Below are 20,577 nucleotides of genomic sequence, written 5' to 3' on the forward strand. Positions count from 1 at the left end.
CATGTCGGTCGACACATCCGGACGGGCACGGCCTGAACCGATCAAGGCCGTGCCCGTGCGGCACCCCGGGCGCTGGGCCGGTGTGGCGGTCATCGCCGTGCTGGTCGCGATGTTCGTGCACATGCTGGTCACGAACTCCGCGTTCCAGTGGTCGTTCATGGTGGACGAGATGTTCCGCCCGCCGATCATCGAAGGACTGCGCGGCACCATCCTGCTGCTGATCACGTCGATGGTGATCGGCATCGGCCTGGGCATCGTCATCGCGATCATGCGGCTGTCGCCCAACCCGGTGCTGCGCGGCGTGGCCTGGGTCTACACCTGGTTCTTCCGTGCGGTCCCGCGGCTGGTGCTGGCGATCCTCTTCGGCAACCTCGGCATCCTCTGGTCGCGCCTGGAGTTCGGTCTGCCGTTCGACAGGCAGATCGGCGCCCTGTTCGGGTTGCACGACTTCGAGGCCCGCCTGTTCGGGTTCAGCGCGGTGGACATCCTGACCGGCTTCGTCGCCGGCATGCTGGCGCTGGGTCTGTCCGAGGCCGCGTACATGGCCGAGATCGTCCGGGCCGGCATCCAGTCGGTGGACGAGGGGCAGACCGAGGCGGCTCAGGCGCTGGGCATGAGCCGGGCGCAGATCCTGCGGCGGATCGTGCTGCCGCAGGCGATGCGGGTGATCATCCCGCCGACCGGCAACGAGACCATCGCGATGCTCAAGGACACCTCGCTGGTGGCCTTCGTGCCGGTGTCGATGGAGCTGTTCTTCCAGCTCAAGGCCGTCGGTTCCCGGACCTTCCAGCCCTTCCCGATGTACGTCGCCGCGACGCTGTGGTACCTGCTTCTGACCAGCGTCCTGCTGGTGGGGCAGTACTACCTGGAGCGGCACTACTCCAAGGGTGTCGGACGCAGCGGGCGGGCTCGGCAGCGGCTCCGGGGTCTGGCCGCCGAGAGCGGCGGCACCACGAGTGGGACGGCGGAATCATGACCGAGGCGACGGTTTCCCCGCAGGCGCCGGGCGCCGAGTCCGGGCTGATGGTGCGGGCCGAGCAGGTGCACAAGTCGTTCGGGCCGCTGGAGGTGCTCAAGGGCATCGACCTGGAGGTCCGCTCCGGCGAGGTGTGCTGCCTGCTCGGGCCTTCCGGCTCCGGCAAGTCGACGTTCCTGCGCTGCATCAACCACCTGGAGAAGATCGACGCCGGCCGCATCCGGGTCGACGGTGACCTGATCGGCTACCGGGAGCGCGGCGGCAAGCTCTACGAGATGCGGGACAGGGAGGTGGCCGCGCAGCGCCGTGCCATCGGCATGGTGTTCCAGCGGTTCAACCTGTTCCCGCACATGACGGTGCTGCAGAACGTCATGGAGGCCCCGGTGCTGCTGCGCCAGGCCAAGAAGGCGCAGGCCCGCGAGCACGCCGCGCAGCTGCTGGACCGGGTGGGCCTGGGTGACAAGCTCGGCGCGTACCCCGGTCAGCTCTCCGGCGGCCAGCAGCAGCGGGTGGCTATCGCCCGGGCGCTGGCCATGCGGCCGAAGCTGATGCTGTTCGACGAGCCGACCAGCGCGCTCGACCCGGAGCTGGTGGGCGAGGTGCTGGACACGATGAAGGACCTGGCCCGCGACGGCATGACGATGATCGTGGTGACCCACGAGATCGGTTTCGCCCGCGAGGTGGGCGACCACCTCGTGTTCATGGACGGCGGCGTGGTGGTCGAGCAGGGCGACCCGCGCGAGGTGATCTCGGCGCCGCAGCACGAGCGGACCAAGGCGTTCCTGGCCAAGGTTCTCTGACCTCGGCCTCCGGTGCGGCGCGCGCCGCACCGGAGGCCGGAGTTGTCGGGCGTACGGACTAGAGTCGCAGCCGTGACAGCTACGACGCCGCGCCTGCTCCTCGTCGACGGACATTCCCTGGCATACCGGGCGTTCTTCGCCCTGCCTGTGGAGAACTTCTCCACCACCACGGGGCAGCCGACCAACGCCGTCTACGGCTTCACCTCGATGCTGATCAACGTGCTGCGCGACGAGCAGCCGACGCACATCGTCGTGGCGTTCGACGTCTCCCGCCGATCCTTCCGCACCGAGAAGTACTCCGAGTACAAGGCCGGCCGCAGCGAGACCCCGACCGACTTCAAGGGTCAGGTCAGCCTGGTCAAGGAGGTCCTCGCCGCGCTGCGCGTGCCGGTGGTCGAGAAGGAGGGCTACGAGGCCGACGACGTCATCGCCACGCTCGCCTGCCAGGCCCGCGACCAGGGCATGGACGTGCTGATCACCACCGGCGACCGGGACGCGTTCCAGCTCGTCGGCGAGCGCGTGACGGTGCTCTACCCGCGCAAGGGCGTCTCCGACCTGGCCCGGATGGACCCGGCCGCGGTCGAGGCGAAGTACGGCGTCACCCCTGATCGCTACCGCGACCTGGCCGCGCTGGTCGGCGAGACCAGCGACAACCTGCCCGGCGTGCCGGGCGTCGGCCCGAAGACCGCGGCCAAGTGGATCAACCTGTACGGCGGCGTCGAGGGCGTGGTGGCCCGCGCCGACGAGATCAAGGGCAAGGCCGGCGACAGCCTGCGCGAGCGGCTCGCCGACGTGATCCGCAACTACGAGATCAACTGCCTGGTCTCCGACCTGGAGCTGCCGGTACGCCCCGAGGACGCCCGCTGGCAGGGCTGGGACCGCGAAGCCGTGCACCAGGTCTTCGACACGCTCCAGTTCCGCATCCTCCGCGACCGGCTCTACCAATACCTGGAAGCGGTCGAGCCGGAGGCCGAGGCGGGCTTCGACCTGGCCGGCGAGGTGCTCACCGAGCCGGGCGCGCTCACGGGCTGGCTCGACACGCACGCCCCGGCGGGCGCACCGGTCGGCCTGGCGGTCACGCTCGACACCGGCCCCAACCGCCGGCACACCGCCACCGTGACCGCGATGGCGCTGGCCACCGCCGACGGGGCGGGCGCCTGGTTCGACCCGAGCCGGCTGGAGGCCGGCGACGAGGCCGCGCTGGCCGGGTGGCTGGCCGACGCGGAGCGCCCGAAGGTGCTGCACGACAGCAAGCCGGCGGTGCTGGCGTTCGCCGCGCACGGCTGGGAGCTGCACGGCATCGCCCGCGACACGCAGATCGCCGCCTACCTGGCCCGCCCCGACCAGCGCTCCTACGACCTGACCGACCTGGCCCTGCGCTACCTGCACCGCGAGCTGCGCGTCGACGCGCCGGAGACCGGTCAGCTCACGCTCGACGGGCTCGGCGACGAGGGGGTGGCCGAGCAGAACCTCATGCTCCAGGCCCGCGCCACGCTCGACCTGGCCGACGCGATCGACGCCGAGCTGTCCCGCGACGGCGAGCAGTCGGCCCGGCTGATGGCCGGCGTGGAGCTGCCGCTGATGCGGGTGCTCGCCACCATGGAGCGCACCGGCATCGCCGCCGACACCGACTACCTCTCCGAGCTGGAGGCGCACTTCGCCGCCGAGGTGAAGGCCGCCGCCCAGAGCGCGTACGAGGTGGTCGGCCGCGAGTTCAACCTCGGGTCGCCGAAGCAGCTGCAGGAGATCCTCTTCACCGAGCTGGGCCTGCCCAAGACCAAGCGGATCAAGACCGGCTACACCACCGACGCCGACGCGTTGCAGTGGCTCTACGCCCAGACCGAGCACCCGCTGCTGCACCACCTGCTGCGCCACCGCGACGTGGCGAAGCTCAAGTCGACTGTCGACGGTCTGCTCAAGTCGGTCTCCGACGACGGCCGGATCCACACCACGTTCAACCAGACGGTGGCGGCGACCGGGCGGCTGTCCTCCACCGAGCCGAACCTGCAGAACATCCCGATCCGCACCGAGGAGGGGCGGCGGATCCGGCGCGCGTTCGTCGTCGGCGAGGGCTACGAGTGCCTGCTCACCGCCGACTACAGCCAGATCGAGATGCGGATCATGGCGCACCTGTCCTCGGACGACGCGCTGATCGAGGCGTTCAACTCCGGGCATGACTTCCACGCCGCCACCGCGTCGTCGGTCTTCACCGTCGAGGTCGGTGACGTCACCGCCGACCAGCGCCGCAAGATCAAGGCGATGAACTACGGCCTGGCGTACGGGCTCAGCGCGTTCGGCCTGTCGCAGCAGCTCGGCATCAGCGCCGAGGAGGCGCGCGGGCTGATGGAGAACTACTTCGCCGGGTTCGGCGGGGTGCGCGACTACCTCCAGGAGGTGGTGGCCCGCGCCCGCCAGGACGGCTACACCTCCACCATTCTGGGCCGCCGCCGCTACCTGCCCGACCTGGTCAGCGACAACCGGCAGCGCCGGGAGATGGCCGAGCGGATGGCACTCAACGCCCCGATCCAGGGTTCGGCGGCCGACATCATCAAGGTCGCGATGCTGCACGTCGACAGCGCGCTGCGCGACGCCGGGCTGCGCTCCCGGATGCTGCTGCAGGTGCACGACGAGCTGGTCTTCGAGGTCGCGCCGGGCGAGCGCGAGGCGCTGGAGGCGCTGGTACGCAAGCAGATGGGCGAGGCGTACCCGCTGTCGGTGCCGCTGGAGGTCTCGGTGGGCGAGGGCCGCGACTGGAACAGCGCCGACCACTGACACCCCACCGCCGTCCCACCCGCGCCACCACCCGCCCGCCCCGGCGATGATCAAGGAGTTTGTGTCCCCGAACGGGCTCTGGCGTGACACAAACTCCTTGATTACCGCACAGGAGGCGACGGCGGCGCGGACGCCACGTCCCCGTCCAGGCACGGCAGGAAGACCCGCACGTCGTCCAGCGTCAGCCCGGCGTCGAGCAGGTGACGGATGTTGCGGACCCGGGTGACGACCCCGTCGTCGTACTCGCGGTAGCCGTTCGCCGCCCGGGCCGAGGCGATGAGCCCGTGTTCCTCGTAGTGCCGCAGGGCACGTGGTGTGCAGCCCGTCGCCTTCGCCACCGCGCCGATCCGCACCGTCGCCACCGTCCTCTCACGCGACCACCGCGCCCCCGTCCACCGGCAGCACCACGCCGGTGACGAAGTCCGCCTCCGGCTCGCACAGCCGCCGGATCGCCCAGGCTACGTCCTCCGGGCGGCCGAGCCGGCCCGCCGGGGTGTGCGCGAGCTGCCAGTCCCGCACCGCCGCGCGCCGCTCGGGGGACAGGCCACTGTGCACCCCGATGGGAGTGTCGATCGCGCCCGGCGCCACCGCCACCACCCGGACGCCGCGCGGCGCGAGTTCCACCGCCCAGCTGCGGGTCAGGGAGTCCAGCGCCGCCTTGCCCGCCGCGTACACCGAACTGCCCGGCCAGGCACGCAGGCCGACCGACGTGGTGACGTTGACCAGCACACCGCGTGTCGCGGCGAGCGCCTCGACGGCGGCGTGCGCCAGCCGGACGGGCGCGAGGAGGTTCGTCTCCAGTTGCCGCCGGGCGGCGTCCTCGTCCAGATCCGCGAGCGGCCCGCCGCCGGCTACGCCCGCGTTGTTGACCAGGACGTCCAGGCGGCCGTACCGGTCGAGCGTGACGCTGACGATCCGGCCGGGCCCGTCGGGCGCGGTGACGTCGGCGGTCAGTGGCGTGATGTCCGGCCGGCCGGCGGCGGTCTCCGACAGCGGCGCGGCGCGCCGGCCGACGGCGACGACGGCGTACCCGGCGGTGGCGAGGGCGTGTCCGGTGGCCCGGCCGATGCCGGTGCCCGCACCGGTGACCACGGCGACGCGTGGTGTGCGGCGTTCCATGCCGGCATCGTCCGACCCTGCCGCCTGCGGCAGGGTCAAGTCAGAGGCCGAGCAGGACGGGCATCGCGTTCACCGCGCCGTGCACCACGAGCAGCGGCCACATCCGGCGGTACCGGGACCACAGGTAGCCGAGGAACAGCCCGATCACGCCGTGGTTGACCAGCACCGCGGCCAGGTCGATGCCGGGCCGGCCGCTGCCCTGGATGGCCACGTGCCATACCGCCCACACCAGCGACGCGAGCACGATCGCCGGCCACCGGCCCAGCAGCGACTCCCACCGGGTCTGCAGCCACCGCCGGTAGAAGACCTCCTCCAGCAGTGCGTTCACCGCGAAGGCCACCAGCAGCGTGACGGCCAGCTCGACCGGCGTGACGGTCCGCCCCCAGTCGCTGGCCGGCACGGCCAGCGGCGTCGCGTAGCTGAGCACCAGCCACACCGCCACCGGCAGCGCCGGACCCCACCGGTGGGCGGCGTCCGCCGGGGCCGGCCCCGGACGCCACCGTGGCGGCCGGCGGCGCGCGGCCAGGAACACCACAAGGGGTACGCCGAGCAGCAGCGCGAGCTTCAACACCGTGTACGCGGGTTCGCCGCCCAGCAGCGGCATCACGGCGGCGAACGCGATCCCGGCCAGCAGCAGCGGCACCGCCTCGCGGTACGGCGCGACCGGGTCGGGCCACCTAGGGTCGGGCGCGGGCGGGATCAGCCGGATCAGCGCGATCCCGGCCAGCGCCGGGATCCAGCGGCTCCACATCGGCACGGTGCCGTCGTGGTCGGCGCTGTACCTGACGCCGGTGTTGCCGGTCACCACCAGGACGAGAGCCGCGACGGCGACGAGCCCGAGGCCCGCCAGGAGGACAATCCGTCCGGCGCGGGGATGACGGCCGGCGGTCGAGACGTCTGTCGTCATCGCCGGCACGGTACCAACGCGCGGCGAACGGCTCGGGCGGCTCAGCCCTTGAGCGGGTCGTGCCCCCAGTTCATCAGCGACCACCGCCACCGGGTGTCCCGGACGTCGCCGGACGGGCGCTGCGCCAGGTGGCGGTGGACGTACCCGATCACCTTGCGCATGTGCTTGTAGTCGGCGGCGGTCAGGTCGGCACGCTTGCGGCGCAGCAGGTCGACGATGCGCCGGCCGGAGTCGTGCCCGACCGACTCGCCGCCCTGGGTGCCCTTCTTGTGCCAGCCGACGTGCTTGGACTCCTCGGTCTCCAGCCAGCGGGTCAGCTCACCGGGCTTCATGTTCACCGCGTCGGTGAACTCCCGGTACGTCTGCTGCGGGTCCTCAGCGCGACTCATGGCGCAGCACCTCCGGGCGGTGGGCGACGTCGCGGCCCGAGTCGTCGTTGGTGATCCGGTACTGCGGCTGCTCCGGCGAGGCGTTCACGGTGTGCCCGCGGACGTGGGTGCGCTCGGTCAGCTTCTCCTTGACGACCCCGTACGCCCGGCCGCTGTGGCTGGCCCAGGAGACGTGGTCGCCGGCGCGGAACTCCTTCTCGGCCATGCCGGCCGGTTACCCGCGGCCGGTACCGAGTAACGGAGAGGGTGGTGTCGCGATCGGCTCGGCGCTCACCGGGGCAGCATGGGGGCGCTACCGCCGGCCCGATCGCACCGCGCGTCCGTCCGGCGTCAGCGGGCCGGCTTCTCGGCGACGAAGATCGCGGTGCCGGGGAACAGCCGACCGCGCAGCGGGCTCCACTGGCCCCAGATCCCCTCGTGCCCGGCCGGCCACTCCGGCTCCACCAGGTCCAGCAGGCGGAAACCGGCGCCGACCAGTTCCCGGATCCGGTCGCCCAGGGTGCGGTGCTGCTCGACGTACGTGGCGACGCCGTGCTCGTCCTGCTCGACGTAGGGGGAGCGGTCGAAGTACGAGTGCACGGCGGTCAGCCCGCCCTCGCCCGGGTCGTCCAGGAAGATCCAGCGCATCGGGTGGGTGACCGAGAAGACCCACCGGCCGCCGGGCCGCAGCACCCGGGCCACCTCGCGCATCGCCGCCGCCGAGTCGTCCACGAACGGAATCGCGCCGAACGCGGTGCAGACGGTGTCGAACGCGGCGTCGGCGAACGGCAGGGCGAGCGCGTCGGCCTGCACCAGCGGCACGCGTACCCCGGTGCGGTCGGCGGCCTCGGCGGCGTGCCGCAACATGCCGGCGGACAGGTCGAGCGCGACCGGCCGGGCGCCCTGGCCGGCGAGCCAGCGGGCGGCGGCGGCCGCCCCGGCGCCCAGTTCGAGGATCCGTCGGCCGGCCACGTCGCCGAGCAGCCGGGCGTCGGCCTCGCGCAGGCCCTCCGGGCACCAGACGAAGTCGGCGTCGCCGAGGAACGCGCCGTGCTCGGCCTGGTACGCGTCGGCGTCGGTGTCCCACCAGCCGCGGTTGGCCCGGCGGATCTCACCGGCGTCGACCCGTCGGCGGGTCACCCTGTCGTCGTCCACCCGTCCACGCTAGGTCCGGCGGCCTCCGGCCGGACGGGTGGGGTGGCGGTTGGGACGGGTGTGACGGACGAGACAGCTGTGGCCCCTTACCGCGCAAAATCTCCGCTTTCGCAGCGGATGAGTTCGCACGGACCCGGGAGGGCTTGCACGCTGTGGTAATGCAGCGGGTAGGCTAGACGATGCGCTCGCGGATCGTGTGCCTCGGCAGGGAGCAGGTGCGCGGTCACCGGAGCCACTAATGATCTTCTCGCGTCGATCGTTCGGTGTGCCCGGCGACGGATCCGCTGGCGCGGAAGAGTCACTGCGACACCCATGCCCGCTGTGACAACCCATCCGACCGGAGCAACCGCCCACATGACGAGCAGCATCGAGGCCACCTCGAGCGCCAACAAGGTCACCCACGACGACCTCGGCTCTGAGGAAGCTTTCCTCGCCGCGATCGACGAGACCATCAAGTACTTCAACGACGGCGACATTGTCGAAGGCACCGTCGTCAAGGTCGATCGGGACGAGGTCCTGCTCGACATCGGCTACAAGACCGAGGGTGTCATCCCCTCTCGGGAGCTGTCGATCAAGCACGACGTGGACCCGGCCGAGGTCGTTTCGGTGGGCGACCACATCGAGGCCCTCGTCCTCCAGAAGGAGGACAAGGAGGGTCGGCTGATCCTCTCCAAGAAGCGGGCGCAGTACGAGCGGGCCTGGGGCACGATCGAGAAGATCAAGGACGAGGACGGTGTCGTCCGCGGCTCGGTCATCGAGGTCGTCAAGGGTGGTCTCATCCTCGACATCGGCCTGCGTGGCTTCCTGCCCGCGTCGCTCGTCGAGATGCGGCGCGTGCGTGACCTGCAGCCGTACGTCGGCCGCGAGCTCGAGGCCAAGATCATCGAGCTGGACAAGAACCGCAACAACGTGGTCCTGTCCCGCCGTGCCTGGCTGGAGCAGACGCAGTCCGAGGTGCGCACCGAGTTCCTCAACAAGCTCCAGAAGGGGCAGGTCCGCAAGGGCGTCGTCTCCTCGATCGTCAACTTCGGCGCGTTCGTCGACCTGGGCGGCGTGGACGGCCTCGTGCACGTCTCCGAGCTGTCCTGGAAGCACATCGACCACCCGTCCGAGGTCGTCGAGGTGGGCCAGGAGGTCGAGGTCGAGGTCCTGGACGTCGACCTGGACCGCGAGCGGGTCTCGCTGTCGCTGAAGGCGACGCAGGAGGACCCGTGGCGTCAGTTCGCCCGCACCCACGCGATCCAGCAGATCGTGCCGGGTAAGGTCACCAAGCTGGTGCCGTTCGGCGCGTTCGTCCGGGTGGACGACGGCATCGAGGGCCTGGTCCACATCTCCGAGCTGGCCGAGCGCCACGTGGAGATCCCGGAGCAGGTCGTGCAGGTCGGCTCCGAGGTCATGGTCAAGGTCATCGACATCGACCTGGAGCGCCGCCGGATCTCGCTGTCGCTCAAGCAGGCCAACGAGGGCTTCGTCGAGGGCGAGGAGCACTTCGACCCGACCCTCTACGGCATGGCCGCGACCTACGACGAGCAGGGCAACTACATCTACCCGGAGGGCTTCGACCCGGAGACGGGCGAGTGGCTCGAGGGCTACGACAAGCAGCGCGAGACCTGGGAGCAGCAGTACGCCGAGGCGCGTCAGCGCTGGGAGGCCCACACCAAGCAGGTGCAGACCTCCCGCGCCGCCGACGCCGAGGCCGCTGCCAACCCGGCTCCGCCCGCCACCAGCGGCACCACCACCTCGACCTCGGCCCCGAGCCGTCAGGCCGAGGAGCCGGCCGGCACGCTCGCGACCGACGAGGCGCTCGCCGCGCTGCGGGAGAAGCTCGCCGGCGGCAAGTGACCGGACGCTGACGCCCGTTCGTCCCACCGGACGAACCGGCGACTGCCTCTGACGACGGGCCCCGTCCCCGCGTTCCGCACCAGCGGAGCGCCGGGGGCGGGGCCCGCGTCGTGTGCCGGGGCGGTTTGGCATGCCGACACCGCATCCGGTTGACTGTCCGGGTGCTGAAGGTGGGGCTGACCGGCGGAATCGGATCGGGCAAGAGCGCGGTGGCGAGCCGGCTCGCCACGCTGGGCGCGGTGATCGTCGACTCGGACCGCATCGCCCGCGAGATCGTCGCGCCCGGCACCGACGGGCTGGCCGAGGTGGTCGCCGCCTTCTCCGACAAGGTCCTGGACGCCGACGGGGCGCTGGACCGGGCCGCCCTCGGCGCGCTGGTCTTCGGCGACGAGGCCGCCCGCCGCACGCTCGAAGGGATCACCCATCCCCGGGTACGGGCGCGCAGCGCCGAACTGGTGGCCGCCGCTCCCGCCGACGCGATCGTCGTGAACGACGTACCGCTGCTGGTCGAGGTGGGACTCGCGCCGACGTACCACCTGGTGGTCGTGGTGCAGACGGCCGTGCCGATCCGGACGGCCCGGCTGACCCGCGACCGGGGGATGGCCCCGGCGGAGGCGCAGCGGCGCATCGCCGCGCAGGCCGACGACGCCACCCGCGGCGCGGCCGCCGACGTGCTGCTGAGCAACGACGGCACGCTGACCGAGTTGCACGCCGCGGTGGACGCCCTGTGGCGGGACCGCCTGCTGCCCTACGAGCGCAACGTGCGCGAGCACCGCGCCGTCCCGCCCGACCCGGTGGCGCTCGCCGGGCCGGACCCGACGTGGCCCGAGCAGTACGCCCGGCTCGCCGCCCGGATCCGCCACGCCGCCGGCGGTGACATCCGGGTCGATCACGTCGGCTCCACCGCCGTGCCCGGGCTCGCCGCGCCGGACGTGATCGACATCCAGGTGACGGTGTCCTCCCTGGACGAGGCGGACGGGCCGCTCGCGCAGCGGCTGGCCGAGGCGGGGTTCCCGCGTCTGCCGGGTGACTGGTGGGACGCGCCGCGACAGCCGGAACCGGTTCGCTGGGCCAAGCGGCTGCACGGCGGTGCGGACCCGGGGCGTCCGGTGCGGCTGCACCTGCGGGAGGCCGGTTCGCCCGGCTGGCGGTACGCGCTGCTGATGCGCGACCACCTGCGTGCCGACCCGGCACGGCGGGCCGACTACCTCCAGGTGAAGCGGGAGCTGGCGGCCGCGGCGCCGGAGCACGCCGCGTGGGGCACGGTGACCGATCCGTGGTTCGACGAGGAGCACCTGCGCGCCGAGGAGTGGGCCGCGCAGACCGGCTGGCGCCCCTGAACGGGCCGTCCCGCCCGCGCCGGGCCCGGTTCAGCGGGCCGTCGACGCCGACGAGCCGCCGCCGCCCGCCGCGCCCGGGGTGAGGTCGAGCCGGATCCACACACCCGGCCCGGTCCGCAGTTCCAGCCGGTGCGGCAGGCCGCCCCGGTCCAGCCACCAGCGCCTGCCGCCCGGCACCTCGAACACGTCGACCGCCCGGTCGCCCAGCCGGTCCTCCCGGACCCGGACGGTGTCGCCGGCCGGTGCGCGCCGGGTCGTCCGCAGCGCCGCGTCGAGCAGCCGGTTCAGGTCGTCGCCGGGCGGGCGCGCGGGGGCCGCGAGCAGCGCGGCCGGCATCGGCGCCGGGGGTGTCGCGGGTCCGTCGGGGGAGCGCTGCACCTCGGCCACCCGTCCCGGCCGGGCCCACCGCAGGGTACGCCGGCCGCTGCCCTGCTCGATCACCGTGACGTACGCCGACGGCGTCGTCCCGTTCACCGTGCCGGTGGCCCGCAGGTTGGCCGACGGGGCGAGCGGAGCGTCCACCGCCACCGTCGCGCCGCGCAGTGCCCGGAGCCGGGCGGGCAGCGCGGCCAGCCGGGCGGTCTCGTCGTCGGTGAGCGCCCGGGGCTGCCCGGGCCGGCCGCCGAGGGCGTCCACCGGATGCACGGTGGGCCGGTCGGCGCGGGTCAGGTCGACGGTGACGGGGGTGCCGTCGGCCAGCCGCCCGGTGAGCCGGTGCAGCCGGGCGTCCGCGTCCACCCACAGCGTCGGCGGCGGGTCACCGGGCGGTCCGAGGGGCGCCTGGAACACGTCCACCGGGATGCCGCCCACCCGGTCGCCGCGCAGCCACCGCCCGTCGGTGGCGGGCCTGTCGACCCGGTCGGCGCCGAGCCCGATCAGCAGGTCGCGTACCGCGCCCAGGCCGTGCCCGCCGGCCGGCTCCCGCATCCGCCAGCGGTCCGCCGGCGGCACCAGCGGGGGACGGGCGGGGGTGGGGAGCGCGCCGGGGTCGGGCCGCACCAGCAGCGCGGACGCGGTGGCCTGGACCAGGCCCCGGTCGGCGCCCGCGCCCGGGCCGCCGACGTCCAGGTAGACCAGGGGGCGCGCCCAGTCGACCCAGCCGACCAGTTCGGTACGGGCACCGCCGGCCCCGACGGTGACCCGGACGCCGGCGCGTACGTCGCGCAGGTTGGTGACTCGCAGCGCGGCCACCCGGTCGGCCTCGGCGGTGGTGAGCGGACGTGCGGTCCCGGTGTCGTCGGCCCGGTCGGGTACCCAGGCGAGAAGGGCGGCGACGAGCATGGCGGCGGAGAGCGCGGCCGCCGCCACGAGCGTGACGAGCGCGATGCGGCGCCGGTCCGGCCCGTCCGGCGGGTCGTCGGCGCCGTCCAGTTCCGGGTCGACTCCCGGCCGGGTGGTGAGTGTGGGGTGGCGGCCGCCGAGCGGGTCGGCCCGGCGGCGCCGACCGGCCACCGCGGCGGGCCGGGTCGGTGTGCTGGTGCGGCCGCGGCGGTGGCCGCGTCCCGGCTCCCGGGGTACGGCCTGGTCGCCGTCGCCCCGGGCGGAGAGCCGGTGGGGGTGGCTCGCGCCGCGGCGGCGGCCCGGCTCGCCGGCGGGTGGGGGCGCGGCGGGGTCGGGCTCACGTCGCGGCCGGCGCTCGGGAGAGGTCCCCACGAGTGGAGAACGCGAGAGCGGGGTTTCGGTGACGAGCAGGGGCGCTCGCGGCGGCCGGTCAGCGCTGCGCGCGACCACCGTCGGCGCGCACGCCGGTCGTCCCGGGTGCTGCGGCCCTGGCGCCGGGGGCGACCGGCCCCGCGAGGGGGCGATCACCGGCCCGGTCGGCCGCCGCGAGCGGCCTACGGTACGAGGGTAGACCGGTGAGATGAGCCACACAATGGGAATATCGAAGCCGATCAGGGACGGTCCGTGGTCGTGGCCGGAAGTGTCGGACCGCGGGCGTACGGTTGGTGTCATGGCGCTCGACATTCCCCGGCTCGACGGCCGCTTCCAGGTCGTCAGTGAGTTCCAGCCGGCCGGTGACCAGCCGGCTGCCATCGACGAGCTTGAGCGTCGCGTGCGGCGCGGCGACCGCAACACGGTGCTGCTCGGCGCGACCGGCACGGGCAAGAGCGCCACCACGGCGTGGCTGGTCGAGCGGCTCCAGCGGCCGACCCTCGTGCTCGCCCCCAACAAGACCCTCGCGGCCCAGCTGGCGAAGGAGTTCGGCGAGCTGCTGCCGCACAACGCCGTCGAATACTTCGTCTCCTACTACGACTACTACCAGCCCGAGGCGTACATCCCGCAGACCGACACCTACATCGAGAAGGACTCCTCGGTCAACGAGGAGGTCGAGCGGCTGCGCCACTCCGCCACCATGTCGCTGCTCACCCGGCGCGACGTCATCGTGGTCGCCACCGTCTCGGCGATCTACGGCCTGGGCACGCCGGAGGAATACCTCGACCGGGCCGTGCGGGTGAAGGTGGGGCAGGAGCTCGACCGCGACCAGCTGCTGCGGCGGCTGGTCGACATCCAGTACACCCGCAACGACATGGCCTTCCAGCGCGGCACCTTCCGGGTCCGCGGCGACACGCTGGAGATCATCCCGGCGTATGAGGAGCTGGCGGTCCGCATCGAGCTGTTCGGTGACGAGATCGAGAAGCTCTACTACCTCAACCCGCTGACCGGTGACGTGGTCCGCGAGGTCGACAGCCTGATGATCTTCCCGGCCACGCACTACGCCGCCGGCCCCGAGCGGATGGAGCGGGCGATCCGCGACATCGAGGCCGAGCTGGGCGAGCGACTGGCCGAGCTGGAACGGCAGGGCAAGCTGCTGGAGGCCCAGCGCCTGCGCATGCGCACCACGTACGACATCGAGATGATGCGCCAGGTGGGCTTCTGCTCCGGCATCGAGAACTACTCCATGCACATCGACGGCCGGCTGCCGGGCAGCCCGCCGCACTGCCTGCTCGACTACTTCCCCGACGACTTCCTCACCGTGGTCGACGAGTCGCACGTGACGATCCCGCAGATCGGCGGCATGTACGAGGGCGACGCCTCCCGCAAGCGGATGCTGGTCGACCACGGCTTCCGGCTGCCGAGTGCCGCCGACAACCGGCCGCTGCGCTTCGACGAGTTCCTTGAGCGGGTGGGCCAGATGGTCTACCTCTCCGCCACCCCCGGCCCGTGGGAGCTGGAGCAGGCCCAGAGCGAGTTCGTCGAGCAGGTGATCCGGCCCACCGGCCTGATCGACCCCGAGGTGGTTCTCAAGCCGACGAAGGGCCAGATCGACGATCTCATGCACGAGATCAAGCTGCGCACCGAGCGGGACGAGCGGGTGCTCGTCACCACGCTGACCAAGAAGATGGCCGAGGACCTCTCCGACTACCTGCTGGAGAACGGCATCCGGGTGCGCTACCTGCACTCCGAGGTCGACACGCTGCGCCGAGTCGAGCTGCTGCGCGAGCTGCGCAAGGGCGACTACGACGTGCTGGTCGGCATCAACCTGCTCCGGGAGGGTCTCGACCTGCCCGAGGTCTCCCTGGTGGCGATCCTCGACGCCGACAAGGAGGGCTTCCTGCGCAGCGGCCGGTCGCTGATCCAGACCATCGGCCGCGCGGCCCGAAACGTCTCCGGCCAGGTCCACATGTACGCCGACAAGATCACCCCGTCGATGGCGAGCGCCATCGACGAGACCAACAGGCGCCGGGCCAAGCAGATCGCGCACAACGAGGCCAACGGCATCAAGCCGGAGCCGCTGCGCAAGAAGATCCACGACATTCTCGACGACATCTACCGCGAGGCGGAGGACACCGAGAACAGCAACGTCGGCGGTGCCGTGCGGCAGTTGTCCCGGGGCAAGGCGCCGGTCAAGGAGACGCGCAGCCGCCGGGGCGCCGCCGCGACCCCGTCGCGGGAGGGGATGGCCCGGGCCGACCTGGCCAACCTCATCCAGGAGCTCAACGACCAGATGCTCGCCGCCGCGCGCGAGCTGCAGTTCGAGCTGGCCGCGCGGATCCGCGACGAGGTCGCCGACCTCAAGAAGGAGCTCCGCGGGATGGACGCCGCAGGGGTCCGGTGACCGGCGTGACGGCCGGGGTGGCGCGATGCTGACCGAGGCCGTCATCGCACGCCCCGACCCGCGGCTGCGCCAGTGGGTGGACCGCTACCTCGGATACCGCGAGGACGCGCCCGTCCCGCTGGTGCGCAGGGAGGTGGCGGGCGCGTTCGTCGTGCTGATCCTCGGCTGGGGCGACCCCATGGAGGTGACCGACCCACGCGCCCCCGGCCGGGGCGGGTGCGCCGGGAACGCCTTCCTGGCCGGTCCGTTCGACGGCTGGTGCGCCACCCGGACCGCCGGGACGGGCACCGGGGTGCAGGTGCTGCTGACCGCACCGGCGGCCCGCCGCCTGCTCGGGCTGCCGCTGGCCGAGCTGGCCAACCAGGCGGTGCCGCTCGACGCGGTGGCGGGCTGGCTGGCCCGGCTGCGCGACGAACTGGCCGGTGCGCCGGGCTGGCCGGAACGCTTCGCCCGGCTCGACGCCGCAGTGGCCGCACGGCTGGCGGCGACCGCGCCGGTGGACCCGCACCTGCTGGCGGCCTGGCGGCGCCTGGGCGGCAGCGGCGCGGCGGTCGGCGTGGCCACGCTCGCCGGGGAACTCGGGTGGTCCCGCCGCCATCTGTCGGTCCGGTTCCGGCGGGAGTTCGGCCTGCCGCCCAAGACGGTCGACCGGCTGCTGCGCTTCGAGCGGGCGTACGCGAGCCTCGGCCGGACGCTCCTCACCGCGGACGCCGCCGTGCCGGACGACGCCGGGTGGGCGGAGCGGGCCGCCCGGTGGGGCTACTACGACCAGTCGCACCTGATCCGGGAGTTCCGCGAGTTCGCCGGCGCCACCCCGGCGGCGCTGACCGCGCCCGGATCGCATTCGTCCAATCCGGCCTGACCGGCCCGGCGGCAGACTGACTGTCATGCGAAGCATCTATCCGGTCCTGCGGTATCCCGACGTGCGAGCCGCCGTCGGTTTCCTCTGTTCCGCGTTCGGCTTCACCGTGCGCGAGGCCCACGAACTCCCGGACGGCACGATCGGCCACGCCGAGCTGGCGTACGGCGACGACTTGGTGATGCTCGGCCCGGGGCCGGCGCCCCGGTCCCGGCCCGCCGACGACGACTACCGCGTCTACGTGGCGATCGACGACGTCGACGCGCACCACGAGCGTGCCCGGGCAGCCGGCGCGGAGATCGTCCGGGCGCCGTTCGACACCGACTACGGCTCCCGTGACTACGCCGCCCGCGACCTCGCCGGGCTGGTCTGGTCGTTCGGCACCTACCGGCCCTGAGCGCGTCGCCCGCCCGGTTGCGCTGTGTGGGCGAGGTATTGCCGAGCGTGACGGTGATGCGTACGCTCCCTCCCGGGAGGCGTGCATGCCGTTGTCAGCAAGTCCTGTGGTCCGGAGGGCGCGGCTCGGTGTGGAGCTGCGCCGGCTGCGTCGTCGCGAGTCGCTCACGTTGGAGCAGGTCTGCGCCCGGCTCGGCTGGGCGTCCACGTCGAAGCTGTCCCGCATCGAGCTGGGGCAGAGCCGGCCCGACCTGGCCGACGTGCTCGACCTGCTCGACGTCTACGAGGTGCCGCCGCCGCAGCGCGACGAGCTGATCGTCATCGCCCGCGACGCCGCCACCGGCCGGGGCTGGTCGAAGGCGCTCGGCGAGATGGGGGAACGCCAGCGGGCGTACGCCGAGCTGGAGGCGGGCGCGGAGCGCATCGTGGAGTACCAGTGCGTGCTCGTGCCCGGCCTGCTCCAGACCCCGGCGTACGCCCGGTTGCGCGTGTCGGCCGGTGCGGCGCTGACCGGGGAGGTGAACGTGGACGCCGACGTGCGCGCCCGGGTGGCGCGTCAGGAGCTGCTGATCCGGCCGGACCCGCCGCACTACACCGCACTTGTCGACGAGCGCGTCTGCGACCCGGACGGCCTGCCGGGGGACGTGTGGCGCGACCAGATGCGGCATCTGCTCGCCCTCGCCGAGCGGCCGCGCGTCAGCGTCCGGGTGCTGCCGTCAGCGGTGTCGAGCGGTGACGGACCGCACCCGCTGGCGCCGTTCTCCTACTACGCCTATCCCGACCCCGAGGACCCGCGCACCGTCCTGGTGGAGACGCTCACCACCGACCTGCGGCTGGTCGCCGAGGCGGACGTGACCCACTACGAGCGGATCATCGAGCGGCTGCTGGCGGCGGCGCTGCCGCCGGACGCGTCCGCCGAACTGGTGGCCCGGCGGCTCGGCGCGGCGCCGGTGCCCCGGCCGCGCGGTCCGCACGAGTCGGAGTGAGCCTCGCGACCCGCAGTCGGTCGGGCGCGACCACCGGGCCCGGCGCCCCCGACGCCCGTCGGGACCGGTGGCCGCGCAGCGCGCAGGCTACGACGGGGGTACGACAGTTCAGGCCGGAACGTCGATGAAGTGCTCGACCAGCGGCGGGCCGGCGAAGTGCGGGCCGATCAGCCCGCGCCACTGCGCGAAGCGCTCGGTCTGGCGGAAGTTCACGTCGTGTGCCTCGACCGAGTCCCACTCGACGAGCAGCACGAAGCGGCTGGGCGACTCCACGCCCCGGGTCATCCGCACGGAGCGGCAGCCTTCGGCCCCGGCGAGGATCGGCCGCGCCTGTGCGTAGGCGGCGGCGAACTCGTCCTCGTGTCCGGGCGTCACATCGATGAGCGCAACCTCAAGAACCATGCTGGCAGCCTGCCATGCCGGCCCACCGCCGGTACGTCCCGGGGCAGGCGCTCGACCCGATAGAGCTAGCCTCCTAGGACGCACTGCGGGACGTGAGCCGCGGCACGTCGGGAGATCAACCGAGAGCCCGGAGATGCGCCTCCTGGGTGTGATGGTGAACAATGGCGCCCGAGGAGGGGAGTATTCCCCCGCGACGGAGTCGTCAGCACGGAAGAGCGCCGGCACCCCCGGTGGCTCGACCCGGCTCCGCCGGTCGGAACCCGGCACCCGGTTTCCGGCGGAAGAGACCTCCGACAGTCACCCCTGTCAGCGTCGACGCACCCCGGCACCCTGTCCGGCGTACGGTGTGCACCGACGCAGCGTGTCTGCCGGAGGATGGATTTGAACGTGTCCGCATGGGTGTGGGCGGTAACGCTGATCGCGATGACCGCGATCCTGCTCGCCGACCTGTTCATCATCGGCCGGCGGCCGCACGAGCCGAGCGTCCGCGAGTCCAGCCTGTGGGTGGGCTTCTACGTCGGCCTGGCGCTGATCTTCGGCGTGGTGCTCTGGCTAACCGCGGGTGGTCGCGTCGCCGGCGAGTTCTACACCGGCTGGCTCACCGAGTACAGCCTCTCGGTGGACAACCTCTTCGTCTTCGTGATCATCATGGCCCGGTTCGGGGTGCCCCGGCAGTACCAGCAGAAGGTGCTGCTCGTCGGCATCATCCTGGCGCTGGTCATGCGGGGTGGCTTCATCGCGGCCGGCGCGGCGCTGATCTCCCAGTTCTCCTGGGTGTTCTACATCTTCGGCGCGTTCCTCATCTACACCGCGGTGAACCTGGCCCGGCAGGGCGAGCCGGACGAGGACGAGTTCAGCGAGAACCTGCTGATCCGGTGGAGCCGCCGGGCGCTGCCGCTGTCCCGGGACTACGACGGAGCGAAGATCACCACGCGGGAGCACGGACGGCGCCTGTTCACCCCGATGCTGATCGTCATGATCGCGATTGGCACCACCGACCTGATCTTCGCGCTGGACTCCATCCCGGCGATCTTCGGCATCACCCAGGAGCCGTACCTGGTCTTCACCGCCAACGTGTTCGCGCTGATGGGCCTGCGGCAGCTCTACTTCCTGCTCGGCGGCCTGCTGGACCGGCTCATCTACCTCAGCTACGGCCTCGCCGTGGTGCTCGGCTTCATCGGCGTGAAGCTGGTGCTGGAGGCGCTGGCCGAGAACAACCTGCCGTTCATCAACGGCGGCGAGCACGTGGGCTGGGCCCCGCACATCCCGATCTGGCTCTCGCTCACCGTCATCCTCGGCACCCTGGCCGTGGCGACGGCGGCGAGCCTGGCGAAGTCCTCGCGGGACCGGCGCCGGGAACTGGCCCAGGCCCGCCGCTGACCCACCCGTACCGTCGGGGCGCCTCCGTGCCGGGGGCGCCCCGACGCGTGTCAGGGGGTCAGACGCGGTGGGCGCCGACGAGGGTGGCGGTCCGGTCGGCCGGCAGCTCCTCCTCGACCACGCGGCGGGTCAGGTAGCAGGCGTGCAGCATCCGGCGCCGGCCGCCGCGCGGCTCGGCCGACACGATCCCGACGTGGTGGATGCGCCGGCCGGGCCGGGCGAAGAAGTAGAGGTCGCCGGGGCGCTCGGCGTCCAACGGCACCCGCGAGGTCGCCGCCGCCTGGTCGTCGGCGTCGCGGGGGAGCGTGATCCCGTACCGCCGCCAGGCCAGGTGCACCAGCCCGGAGCAGTCGATGCCGTCGGTGGACATGCCGCCCCAGACGTAGACCAGGTCGCGCAGCCGCTCGGCGACCGCGAGCACCTTCTCGGCCTCCGGGCGTTCGGCGGGCAGCGGCACCAGGTCGCTCTCCGGGGCCCAGAGCGGGTCGGCCCGTCCGGGTACGCGCACCGGTCGCGTGCCGTCCACCGGCGGCCCGGCCGGGGTGAGGCGGGTGCCGAGGACCACGCCGGTGAGGGCCGCGTCGCCGTCCGGCTCGGTGCGCAACGCGGTGTGCGCGACGTCGACGGTCAGCGGACCGTCGGCCGCCGTCCCGGAAGCGGTCGGCGCGGAGGCGGTCGGCCCGGAGGCGGTCGGCCCGGAAGCAGCCGGCCCGGGGACAGCCGGACCGGAAGCGGCCGGTCCGAAGGCGGCCCGATCGCTTCCGGTCGCACCGGCACCGGAGTGACCGGCACCGGCCGGAGCGGTGCCGGCCGGAGTGGTGCCGGCCGACGTGGTGCCGGCGGGAACGATGCGAGCCGGATCGGCGTCGGAGGTGTCGGCCAGGTGGGCGGCTCGCAGCCAGCCCGGGTAGCCGTCGGCACCCAGCTTCGCCGCCGGCTGGCCCAGGGCCACCACCCGCACCCAGCCGTCCGGCCGGGTCTCGGTGACACGCACCGGCTCGCCGAGCAGCAGCTGGGTCAGGACGCAGTCACCGACGAGCTGGTCGCGGTCCATGCCGGCGACCCAGGCGGCGACGTTGGGGGAGCCGGCGAGGGCGGGGCAGTCGACCGGGCGTACCGCCTCGGGCGCGGTCCAGAGGGTCGCCACCGGTACCCGTACGACGGCCCGGCGGCCGGGCTGAGGCGCCACGCGTACCCCTCTCTGCGGTGGTCGTCGGG

19 protein-coding genes are annotated in these 20,577 nt (G+C 72.9%); 10 read left to right on the plus strand and 9 right to left on the minus strand.

Annotated elements, in window-relative coordinates:
* The first annotated feature begins 1 nt into the window (after nucleotide 1).
* From O7604_RS18605 to polA, 3 genes are all read left to right on the plus strand, one after another.
* Complete coding sequence (locus O7604_RS18605) at nucleotides 2-976, plus strand: amino acid ABC transporter permease (protein WP_269704970.1); 975 nt, start codon at nucleotides 2-4, stop codon at nucleotides 974-976.
* Nucleotides 973-1,776 carry an amino acid ABC transporter ATP-binding protein gene (locus tag O7604_RS18610; RefSeq protein ID WP_269704971.1) on the plus strand — a complete coding sequence of 268 codons (804 nt, stop codon included), beginning with the start codon at nucleotides 973-975 and terminating at the stop codon, nucleotides 1,774-1,776. The genes O7604_RS18605 and O7604_RS18610 overlap by 4 nt, the downstream gene beginning before the upstream one ends.
* Before the next feature lie 72 nt (nucleotides 1,777-1,848).
* Entirely contained in the window at nucleotides 1,849-4,548 is a 2,700-nt protein-coding gene (gene polA / locus O7604_RS18615; RefSeq protein ID WP_269704973.1) for a DNA polymerase I, read from the plus strand.
* 101 nt (nucleotides 4,549-4,649) lie between these two features.
* On the opposite strand, the gene O7604_RS18620 is transcribed toward polA, so the two are convergent.
* From O7604_RS18620 to O7604_RS18645, 6 genes are all read right to left on the minus strand, one after another.
* Complete coding sequence (locus tag O7604_RS18620; RefSeq protein ID WP_281577221.1) at nucleotides 4,650-4,910, minus strand: MerR family transcriptional regulator; 261 nt, start codon at nucleotides 4,908-4,910, stop codon at nucleotides 4,650-4,652.
* A 7-nt stretch (nucleotides 4,911-4,917) separates the two neighbouring features.
* The gene (locus tag O7604_RS18625) at nucleotides 4,918-5,667 is read right to left on the minus strand and encodes an SDR family oxidoreductase (RefSeq protein ID WP_281577222.1); all 750 of its coding nucleotides are present in this window, start codon (nucleotides 5,665-5,667) and stop codon (nucleotides 4,918-4,920) included.
* A 40-nt stretch (nucleotides 5,668-5,707) separates the two neighbouring features.
* Entirely contained in the window at nucleotides 5,708-6,574 is an 867-nt protein-coding gene (locus O7604_RS18630; RefSeq protein WP_281577223.1) for a CPBP family intramembrane glutamic endopeptidase, read from the minus strand.
* Between the two features lie 41 nt (nucleotides 6,575-6,615).
* Nucleotides 6,616-6,963, minus strand: a complete 348-nt coding sequence (locus O7604_RS18635) for a DUF3140 domain-containing protein (protein WP_194803517.1) — start codon at nucleotides 6,961-6,963, stop codon at nucleotides 6,616-6,618.
* A complete protein-coding gene (locus O7604_RS18640; protein WP_030503817.1) occupies nucleotides 6,950-7,168 on the minus strand; it encodes a DUF2945 domain-containing protein in 219 nt (72 codons plus the stop codon). Before O7604_RS18640 ends, O7604_RS18635 begins: the two co-directional genes overlap by 14 nt.
* Before the next feature lie 125 nt (nucleotides 7,169-7,293).
* A complete protein-coding gene (locus O7604_RS18645) occupies nucleotides 7,294-8,097 on the minus strand; it encodes a methyltransferase domain-containing protein (RefSeq protein WP_269704978.1) in 804 nt (267 codons plus the stop codon).
* 312 nt (nucleotides 8,098-8,409) lie between these two features.
* Between O7604_RS18645 and rpsA the strand changes: the two genes are divergently transcribed.
* Together rpsA and coaE are read left to right on the plus strand one after the other, a co-directional pair.
* A complete protein-coding gene (gene rpsA, locus O7604_RS18650) occupies nucleotides 8,410-9,939 on the plus strand; it encodes a 30S ribosomal protein S1 (protein ID WP_051611429.1) in 1,530 nt (509 codons plus the stop codon).
* A gap of 161 nt (nucleotides 9,940-10,100) precedes the next feature.
* Nucleotides 10,101-11,279, plus strand: coding sequence for a dephospho-CoA kinase (gene coaE / locus O7604_RS18655; RefSeq protein WP_281577224.1), 1,179 nt, complete (start codon nucleotides 10,101-10,103; stop codon nucleotides 11,277-11,279).
* 30 nt (nucleotides 11,280-11,309) lie between these two features.
* On the opposite strand, the gene O7604_RS18660 is transcribed toward coaE, so the two are convergent.
* Entirely contained in the window at nucleotides 11,310-12,932 is a 1,623-nt protein-coding gene (locus tag O7604_RS18660) for a hypothetical protein (RefSeq protein WP_281577225.1), read from the minus strand.
* Between the two features lie 298 nt (nucleotides 12,933-13,230).
* Here O7604_RS18660 and uvrB point away from each other — a divergent pair, with 298 nt between their 5' ends.
* The 4 genes from uvrB to O7604_RS18680 all read left to right on the plus strand — a co-directional run bounded on the left by uvrB (nucleotide 13,231) and on the right by O7604_RS18680 (nucleotide 17,577).
* Nucleotides 13,231-15,336, plus strand: coding sequence for an excinuclease ABC subunit UvrB (uvrB, locus tag O7604_RS18665; protein ID WP_281577226.1), 2,106 nt, complete (start codon nucleotides 13,231-13,233; stop codon nucleotides 15,334-15,336).
* A 25-nt stretch (nucleotides 15,337-15,361) separates the two neighbouring features.
* Complete coding sequence (locus O7604_RS18670) at nucleotides 15,362-16,198, plus strand: helix-turn-helix domain-containing protein (RefSeq protein WP_281577227.1); 837 nt, start codon at nucleotides 15,362-15,364, stop codon at nucleotides 16,196-16,198.
* Nucleotides 16,199-16,223: 25 nt separating this feature from the next.
* Nucleotides 16,224-16,592 (plus strand): VOC family protein, encoded by a 369-nt coding sequence (locus tag O7604_RS18675; RefSeq protein ID WP_281577228.1) that lies wholly within the window; start codon nucleotides 16,224-16,226, stop codon nucleotides 16,590-16,592.
* A gap of 85 nt (nucleotides 16,593-16,677) precedes the next feature.
* Nucleotides 16,678-17,577, plus strand: coding sequence for a DUF5753 domain-containing protein (locus O7604_RS18680; RefSeq protein ID WP_269704986.1), 900 nt, complete (start codon nucleotides 16,678-16,680; stop codon nucleotides 17,575-17,577).
* Nucleotides 17,578-17,685: 108 nt separating this feature from the next.
* Here the strand turns inward: O7604_RS18680 and O7604_RS18685 are convergent, their stop codons facing one another.
* The gene (locus O7604_RS18685) at nucleotides 17,686-17,979 is read right to left on the minus strand and encodes an antibiotic biosynthesis monooxygenase (protein WP_281577229.1); all 294 of its coding nucleotides are present in this window, start codon (nucleotides 17,977-17,979) and stop codon (nucleotides 17,686-17,688) included.
* A 381-nt stretch (nucleotides 17,980-18,360) separates the two neighbouring features.
* Between O7604_RS18685 and O7604_RS18690 the strand changes: the two genes are divergently transcribed.
* Nucleotides 18,361-19,359 (plus strand): TerC family protein, encoded by a 999-nt coding sequence (locus tag O7604_RS18690; protein ID WP_281577230.1) that lies wholly within the window; start codon nucleotides 18,361-18,363, stop codon nucleotides 19,357-19,359.
* A 58-nt stretch (nucleotides 19,360-19,417) separates the two neighbouring features.
* Here O7604_RS18690 and O7604_RS18695 read toward each other — a convergent pair whose 3' ends face one another.
* Nucleotides 19,418-20,548 carry an NlpC/P60 family protein gene (locus O7604_RS18695; protein WP_281577231.1) on the minus strand — a complete coding sequence of 377 codons (1,131 nt, stop codon included), beginning with the start codon at nucleotides 20,546-20,548 and terminating at the stop codon, nucleotides 19,418-19,420.
* Nucleotides 20,549-20,577: the final 29 nt, after the last annotated feature.

The organism is Micromonospora sp. WMMA1947 (assembly GCF_027497355.1).
Taxonomy (GTDB): domain Bacteria; phylum Actinomycetota; class Actinomycetes; order Mycobacteriales; family Micromonosporaceae; genus Micromonospora.

Excerpts from the sequence above, each read along its gene's own strand:
- O7604_RS18630 (WP_281577223.1), bottom strand. The coding sequence starts at position 6,574 with ATGACGACAGACGTCTCGACCGCCGGCCGTCATCCCCGCGCCGGACGG.
- O7604_RS18680 (WP_269704986.1), top strand. The coding sequence starts at position 16,678 with ATGCCGTTGTCAGCAAGTCCTGTGGTCCGGAGGGCGCGGCTCGGTGTG.
- O7604_RS18675 (WP_281577228.1), top strand. The coding sequence starts at position 16,224 with ATGCGAAGCATCTATCCGGTCCTGCGGTATCCCGACGTGCGAGCCGCC.
- O7604_RS18610 (WP_269704971.1), top strand. The coding sequence starts at position 973 with ATGACCGAGGCGACGGTTTCCCCGCAGGCGCCGGGCGCCGAGTCCGGG.
- O7604_RS18605 (WP_269704970.1), top strand. The coding sequence starts at position 2 with ATGTCGGTCGACACATCCGGACGGGCACGGCCTGAACCGATCAAGGCC.
- O7604_RS18625 (WP_281577222.1), bottom strand. The coding sequence starts at position 5,667 with ATGGAACGCCGCACACCACGCGTCGCCGTGGTCACCGGTGCGGGCACC.
- O7604_RS18685 (WP_281577229.1), bottom strand. The coding sequence starts at position 17,979 with ATGGTTCTTGAGGTTGCGCTCATCGATGTGACGCCCGGACACGAGGAC.
- O7604_RS18640 (WP_030503817.1), bottom strand. The coding sequence starts at position 7,168 with ATGGCCGAGAAGGAGTTCCGCGCCGGCGACCACGTCTCCTGGGCCAGC.
- O7604_RS18635 (WP_194803517.1), bottom strand. The coding sequence starts at position 6,963 with ATGAGTCGCGCTGAGGACCCGCAGCAGACGTACCGGGAGTTCACCGAC.
- uvrB (WP_281577226.1), top strand. The coding sequence starts at position 13,231 with ATGGCGCTCGACATTCCCCGGCTCGACGGCCGCTTCCAGGTCGTCAGT.
- rpsA (WP_051611429.1), top strand. The coding sequence starts at position 8,410 with ATGCCCGCTGTGACAACCCATCCGACCGGAGCAACCGCCCACATGACG.
- O7604_RS18670 (WP_281577227.1), top strand. The coding sequence starts at position 15,362 with ATGCTGACCGAGGCCGTCATCGCACGCCCCGACCCGCGGCTGCGCCAG.